General features: G+C 59.4%; 6 protein-coding genes. 1 reads left to right on the top strand and 5 read right to left on the bottom strand.

Annotation, left to right across the window (positions count from 1 at the left end; genetic code table 11):
- Nucleotides 1-105: 105 nt before the first annotated feature.
- The 4 genes from GFD25_RS02790 to GFD25_RS02775 all read right to left on the bottom strand — a co-directional run bounded on the left by GFD25_RS02790 (nt 106) and on the right by GFD25_RS02775 (nt 5,016).
- Nucleotides 106-1,692, bottom strand: coding sequence for an Ig-like domain-containing protein (locus GFD25_RS02790; RefSeq protein ID WP_163229754.1), 1,587 nt, complete (start codon nt 1,690-1,692; stop codon nt 106-108).
- 200 nt (nt 1,693-1,892) lie between these two features.
- The gene (locus GFD25_RS02785) at nt 1,893-2,726 is read right to left on the bottom strand and encodes a carbohydrate ABC transporter permease (protein ID WP_163229752.1); all 834 of its coding nucleotides are present in this window, start codon (nt 2,724-2,726) and stop codon (nt 1,893-1,895) included.
- Nucleotides 2,723-3,595, bottom strand: a complete 873-nt coding sequence (locus GFD25_RS02780; protein ID WP_163229750.1) for a carbohydrate ABC transporter permease — start codon at nt 3,593-3,595, stop codon at nt 2,723-2,725. The genes GFD25_RS02785 and GFD25_RS02780 overlap by 4 nt, the downstream gene beginning before the upstream one ends.
- A 236-nt stretch (nt 3,596-3,831) precedes the next feature.
- Nucleotides 3,832-5,016, bottom strand: a complete 1,185-nt coding sequence (locus GFD25_RS02775) for an ABC transporter substrate-binding protein (protein ID WP_239512363.1) — start codon at nt 5,014-5,016, stop codon at nt 3,832-3,834.
- On the opposite strand from GFD25_RS02775, the gene GFD25_RS02770 reads away from it, so the two are divergent.
- A complete protein-coding gene (locus GFD25_RS02770; protein WP_163229563.1) occupies nt 5,015-5,161 on the top strand; it encodes a hypothetical protein in 147 nt (48 codons plus the stop codon). The two genes, GFD25_RS02775 and GFD25_RS02770, sit on opposite strands and share 2 nt — an antisense overlap.
- Before the next feature lie 432 nt (nt 5,162-5,593).
- Here the strand turns inward: GFD25_RS02770 and GFD25_RS02765 are convergent, their stop codons facing one another.
- Complete coding sequence (locus GFD25_RS02765; RefSeq protein ID WP_163229746.1) at nt 5,594-6,646, bottom strand: LacI family DNA-binding transcriptional regulator; 1,053 nt, start codon at nt 6,644-6,646, stop codon at nt 5,594-5,596.
- Nucleotides 6,647-6,652 lie beyond the last annotated feature (6 nt).

Genomic DNA, 6,652 nt, shown 5'->3' with positions numbered 1-6,652 from the left:
ACGACGCTCCGCACGCTGACACCACGTCCACTCCCGTGCGTACGTTTTTCAAACAACACCACGCATGGTGCGAGCGTCAGCGTCGCCACTCAATCCATCAGTTAACTAAACACGGTGCCAATCGTATTGGCCCGGAGCCTCGGGCTCGATCTGGTTCCACGCCGTTTCGATCTGGATGGTCTTGAAACCGGCGGCCGCCACCTTCTCGAAACCGTTCTCGAGCCAATCCTGTTCCAGAACGGGATGATCCTGATCGTGCTTGATGTTGTTCGGATCATGGCCATCGCCAAAGGTCTGCCATTCTCCGAAGAACTGCACGCCGACGAAGTTGAACGGCTTGCCGTCCACATAGAGCGACCCGCGATCGCTGCCGGCGGCTTTCTCCGCCTTGCTCACCACGACCGGTTTCACGTCCCGCACCGCGCTGATGGTCACCGTTGCCGGCACCTTGGTGTCCGAGCCATCCAGCAGCCCATCCACCATATAGGTTCCAGGCTTCTTGTTTGGCCAATCCATGTCGGGCCACGTTACCGGCGTCATATGGTCGGCCCCACTGCCGTACACGACCTTGACCTTATAGGGCAGGGCCGGGGACTGTCCTTCGTCGATCTTGATGTTTACCGGGTTGATGGAAACGATCTTTCTCTTCACGACCGTAACCGTCGCGGTGGCCTTCAGCTCGATGCCCTGGATGGCACCATGAACCGTGACATCTCCCGAAGGCGCGTTTTTCCAATCATAAGAGTCCCACGTCACGTCAAGGCTCTTCTTGGAGCCATCCGAATACGTCACGTCCACGGTCGCAGGCAGTTCGGGCTCAAACCCCTGATCCACGGTTGCCTGAACCGGTGCGACGGTCTTCGGCACCGCCTGGTCGACCGTATAGCCGTCGAAGACCTCTTTGACCTGATCGGAATCCAACGCCGAATTCCAAATGGCGAAATCATCTATCTCTCCGCCATAGTAGGCGGTCCACTTGGGCCATGTGCCGTTGCCGATCACGCCGCTGAAGGTGCTCGCATCGTTGTGGAGATTGGTGAAATCGACCTTTGCCGCCGCGCTTGAGACCTTCTCGCCGTTCACATACACGGTCAATTCGCTGTCTGTTTGCGTGGCGGTGACATATTTCCACGTGTTGCTGGGCAACGCTTCCGCGGTCTGCGCCTTCGATTGCGTGGCGCTGGCGCTGCCCGTCAGGCCGTTATCGGTGGTAACGGTCATTTTCCCGCCGTCTGACGGGTTGAAGAAGGTTCCCGAGGTGTTTTTCGCCAATTTGTCCCCACCCAGATACCAGGCAACCGGATTGTCCTTGGCATTGGAACCATCCCATTTCACCCAGGCGGACACCGTCAGGCCCTGAGCCTGCCTGAACACTCCGTTCGGTATCCATACCAACGGGTGATCGCCGCCGCTGTTCTTGGCTCCGCCAGGCAGTTTCAATGTCTTGCCTGTTGCCGCGGAGGATCCCTGAGCCGCCAGGGCGGGATTCTCCAACCGTCCGTTCAATGCCGCCCCGGCGCTTCCGCCATTGGCGATGACTCCGGTCGATATATCGTCTTCAAACGAATAACTCACCAGCGGCGTCGGCACCGATTCCGGCACGTCCAGCGCTTGAGCGGATACAGCCGGCATCAGCATGGACACTGCGGCCAATCCGCCAATCGCGCGAAGCATCAAAGTACGATGTTGCATGTAATGATCCTTAATCGCATGGATTATGTGAGGCTGCCGCTTCCTCACGGCAGCCGGATGGAACGATCCGTCTTCATCGGTCGGATCGTTCCGTCTTTCCTGAACATGAAGAGAAAGAGACGCCTCTTCCTCTCTCTTTTTTTAACGAACTCCTTTCGATGAACGCCGAATCCCGTATGGATTCAAAAACCGCAAGCGGATCAGCCCTTGACCGACCCGGAGACCAGACCGGACACGATCCACTTCTGGCACAACACGAAGAAGAAGAACACCGGAACGAGCGCGAGCACCGTGATCGTCATGAACAACGGCCAGTTCGTGGTGAACTGTCCGATGGCGTTGTACACCTGCAGCACCAGGGTCTGGTTCTCGTTCGAGGAGATGTAAATCTTCGGGGTCACGAAGTCGTTCCATGTCCACATGGTCTCGAAGACGACCACGGTGGCCAGGATGGGCCGGCACAGCGGCAGGACGATCTGCCAGTAAATGCGGAACGGGCTTGCGCCGTCCAGCCGCGCCGCCTCGAACAGCTCCTTCGGCAGTCCCCGCATGTATCCCACGATCAGGAAATAGCAGAACGTGGCGGATGCGAGATAGATCACGATCAGTCCGAGCAGGGAGTCGGTCAGTCCCGCCGCCGATTCCATCTGGTACTGCGGGATCAGCAGGGCCTGGCCGGGAATGATGAAGGACAGCATCAGGAAGGTTCCGATGGCGGCGGTGAACCTGCTGTTCTTCTGGATGATGCCGTATGCTCCGAGAGATCCGATAAGCACCTGAAGGAAGACGGCCACGCCGGTGACGATCACCGTGTTGATGGTGGACCGAACGATCGGAAGATTCTCGAAGGCGTACACGTAGTTGTCGAACGAGATCCTGCTCGGCAGCCCGAAGGGATTCTGCGACATGCCGGCGCTGTCCTTGAACGTGTTGACGACGATCATGTACAGGGGGATAAGGCATACCAGGGCGACGAAAATCATCACAATGGACCGAATGACCGACGCCACGTATTCGCGTGTATGCAGGCTCATGACAATCTCCTTTCTATGGCTTTGGTAACGACTTGCTGCAGTACGACAAGCAGGCAGCAGCACAGGAAGAACACGACGCCGAGCGCCGAGCCGAGGCCGTATCGTCCTGAGCTGATACCGGTCTGGATGATGGATTGGGTGACGGTCAGCGTGGCGGTTCCCGGTCCGCCGCCGGTCAGGGCGAACGGCAGGTCATACACCTTGATGCCGCCGGTCAGCAGCATGAACACGGAAACGCCCATGGCCGGAACCATCTGAGGCAACGTGATGTTGAAGAACTGCTGCCTACGATTGGCGCCGTCCACGGCCGCCTGCTCATACAGGTCATTCGGGATGGCCTGCAGATACGCCAGGTACAGGGTGGCGTGCCAGCCCACCTGGCACCATACCGCGATGAAGATCACGCAGCCCTGCGCGAGATTGACGTTCGACAGCCACGGCATGCCTTCAAGCCCCATGGCCCGCAACGCCATGTTCAGCGCGCCGGAGTCCAGCGGGGACAGGATGTATTTCCATACCACGCCGAGCACCACCATGCTGGGCACGGACAGGAAGAAGAAGGCGGAACGCACGAAATTGCGGCCGAAGAACTTCCGGTTGAGCACCACGGCCAACGGCAGGGCGACCGCCGTGATGAGCATGGTGGTGGCCAGGGTGTAGAGCAGGGTGAAGCCCAGACCGCTCAGCAGCGTTTTGTCGTGGAAGATCTGCCTGTAGTTGTCCAGACCGACCCATTTGGCCGTGGAGAAATCGTATCCCCCGAAATCGGTAAGACTGTATACCAGGCTTTGCAGGAACGGGATGATGACGATGACGCCGAACACCAGCAGCACGGGCAGAAGAAAACCGAAGGAATTCAGATTCTCCATGATGTTGGTTCGTCTGCGTTCCGTCCTATGCCTGGACTCATCCGCGCCAAGGGTGACTTCCCCGCCAGGTGACGTCTTGCTCAGAGCATTCGCCGTTGTGCCGACGAACCGTATTGCATTACTCATGGTGACCGCTTTCGTTACGACAATCGAAGACCGACAATCACAGCAAGGGGGCACTCACTCATCAGCGCGAGACGAGCGCCCCTTACTTCGGACCGAGAAATCGGCACCCGCTACCGCAGGGTCGCGTACTTCTCGTCCATGTTCTTTCCCGCCTGCTCGGGCGTGATGGAGCCAAGGGCCAGCTGCTGCATCTGCGTATACCCTTCCGGACGCATCGCGCCTTCGGCGAGGAACTGCATGTAGAAGTGGCCCGTCTTGATGTACGTGTCGTAGACGTTCTGGAACGTCGGATCGACCTTGGCGCTGTAGCTTTCCGTCGCAGTGGCCAGACCAAGACCGTCCTGAATGGCCTTCAGACCTTCCGGGGAAGCGACATAGGCGAGGAACTTCTCGGCGTTCTCAAGCTTCTTGCCGCTCAGCTTCGCGTTGATCGCATATGCCGGATCGGGCGAGCCCTCGGCATACGGGGTGTCGCCCTTCTTGAGCATCGGGATGGTCCCGTACTCGAAATTGATGCCGGTCTTGCTCAACGTCGGGATGTCCCAGGAGCCGGAAGGCATGATGGCCAGTCTGCCGGAGGTGAACTCGCTGACCACCGATTCGGCGGACAGTCCGGACACGTCGGAGTTCAGAATCCCTTCCTTGAACAGTTCGTCCCACTTCGCGTAATACGGCGTATACGCCTTTTCGAAGGTAGTGTCGCCATCGGCGATGGCCTGGTCGATCGTCTTCTTGCCGTTCTTGACGTTCTCGGCGGACGCCTGCGCGATCCAGGCCGGAATCGGCACGCCGATCGTATCCGAGGCCTCAAGGTACGGCGTCACGCCGGCGGCTTTCAGCTTCTTGCACATCTCCTTGAACTCGTCCCACGTCGCGGGGATGTTGTCGTAGCCCGCCTTGGCCAGCAGATCCTTGTTGAAGCACAGCGCGCGCACCCAGCCGGACACCGACATGCCGTAGACCTTGCCGCCCTGCGAATACATGTCGCGGCTGGTTTGCCCGATGTCCTTCATGAAGCTCTCGTCCGAGAGGTCCTTGGCGAGATTGCTCTTCACGACGTCCGAAAGCTGTTCCGGAGGAAGGATGTAGACATCCGGCAGCTTGCCTCCGGAGATTCTGGTCTGCAGGGTCTCCTGATAGCCGCTCTGCGCGCCCGTGACGGTGCTGAACTTGACTTTCACGTCCGGATATTTCTTCTCGAATCCGTCAAGAAGCCCCTGATAGGCGTTCTGATTGTTGTTTCCAAGGAACGTGAGCGTTCCTTCATCCGCGTTGGCGCTTCCGCAGGCACCCATGGATGCCATGATTGCGATGGATGAAAGTGCAGCGACGATGCTTCTGCCGATCCTCATGATGATCTCTTTTCCTTTGCGCTCGGGGCACCGGCCAACCACTTTGCTGACCGATTCCCCGACCGACATCTTTGTGCGTATTAATTAATACGTATTAATAGTTATACAACATATGCTCGCAACATGCAACTCGACAACAAATTTTCGACGAAATTCAACATCAGTCACGCACTGCAGCCGACATCGCATATCATGACAACATAAAAGCTTACATAAATAAGGCTTTTACACGGAGAGCGCCACATCGATCAGAAAGCCGCGACCAACAACGCCCTTGACTGTCGCACGGTCGGCGCAAGCGGCATCACGAGCGCTCGGCATGCACTGAATCTACTTGTAATACGTATTACAAGTGGTGAAACCACGCGATAAACGTCACTTGGTTTGGCTCCCGGTACGGCATACGGCATACCGGCAGCATCCACTGCCGAGTCGCGCCGGAAAGATTCCATGCCGACGCCACTGTCATGTCGGCGCAGCCGACGGTATGACGGCATCCGTCACCGGCGAAACCATCGCATCAGCGCGTGGACTTCCTGGCGATCACCTTGGATTCGGTGGTAAGCAGTTCGGGCTCGGTAATATGCCCGTCGATGCGGCCTAGAATACGGTCGACGGCCGTCGGCGCGGTCCAGTCGAGCCGCGAATCCATGCTGGTGAGCGGGATCTGCAGGTATGCCGCCTCTTCGATGTTGTCGAATCCGATCACCTGCACGTCGGCGGGAATCGCCACTCCGGCCGCGCGCAACGCCGCGATCGCGCCGATCGCCAGCTGATCGTTGAGCGCGATCACGCCGTCGAACGGCATGCCGGCGTCAATCAGCCGCTGCGCGACCCGCGCGCCGGCTCCGATCGACCAATCCTGAGCGGTCCTTCCGATCAGCCGAGAATCGATCGCGATGCCACGACGGCGGCTTTCCTCGATGACGCCGCGCATGCGCAGCTGATAGTTGCCTTCCTGCGCGTCGCACAGCGCGGCCTCGTCGTACTCGCCGCGCATGCCGACCACGGCCAGTCGCGTGGAGCCGCGGTCGTACAGGTATGCGGCGGCCCGCGCGGCTGCGTGCACGTCGTCGGGCGTGACATGATCGACGATGCCCCACGTCGTGCGCGCGCCGACGACGACGAGCGGGAAATCGACGCGCAGATCATCCGGCGCGATGTCCTCGACCTCGGACATGGACAGGATCATGCCGTCCGACACGGTGGAGTTGAAGTTGCGCAGCAGGTCACGTGCGCCTTTCGCCGACCCCTCCGCATAGGTGGTGACGTAGACCGAATAGCCGCGCTGTCGTGCCGCATCGATCGTGCGGTTGGCAAGTTCGGCCAAGTACGGCGGGGTGAGCGAGGGCACGGCGAGCGTGATGACCCCGGTGTGGTCGCGGCTCAGGTTGCGGGCGGCCATGTTGACCTGGTAGCCGAGCCGTTCGATGACGGCTTCGACTCGTTCGCGCGTGGCCTTGGACATGCGGCCGGACCCGTTGATCACGTTCGACGCGGTTTTGAGCGAGACTTCGGCCTCCTGCGCCACGTCACGCAGCGTCACCCGCCGTTTTTCCGCGTTGTCGGCCATACCCGC

This window comes from Bifidobacterium aerophilum, assembly GCF_010667685.1.
GTDB lineage: Bacteria > Actinomycetota > Actinomycetes > Actinomycetales > Bifidobacteriaceae > Bifidobacterium > Bifidobacterium aerophilum.
The sequence above is the reverse complement of the archived record's forward strand: the minus strand, read 5'-3'. Positions and strand labels throughout refer to the sequence as shown.

What these genes read in the sequence shown, in the direction of transcription:
- GFD25_RS02770 (WP_163229563.1), top strand. Translation starts at nt 5,015, where the DNA reads ATGGATGCCATGATTGCGATGGATGAAAGTGCAGCGACGATGCTTCTG.
- GFD25_RS02765 (WP_163229746.1), bottom strand. Translation starts at nt 6,646, where the DNA reads ATGGCCGACAACGCGGAAAAACGGCGGGTGACGCTGCGTGACGTGGCG.
- GFD25_RS02790 (WP_163229754.1), bottom strand. Translation starts at nt 1,692, where the DNA reads ATGCAACATCGTACTTTGATGCTTCGCGCGATTGGCGGATTGGCCGCA.
- GFD25_RS02785 (WP_163229752.1), bottom strand. Translation starts at nt 2,726, where the DNA reads ATGAGCCTGCATACACGCGAATACGTGGCGTCGGTCATTCGGTCCATT.
- GFD25_RS02775 (WP_239512363.1), bottom strand. Translation starts at nt 5,016, where the DNA reads ATGGGTGCCTGCGGAAGCGCCAACGCGGATGAAGGAACGCTCACGTTC.
- GFD25_RS02780 (WP_163229750.1), bottom strand. Translation starts at nt 3,595, where the DNA reads ATGGAGAATCTGAATTCCTTCGGTTTTCTTCTGCCCGTGCTGCTGGTG.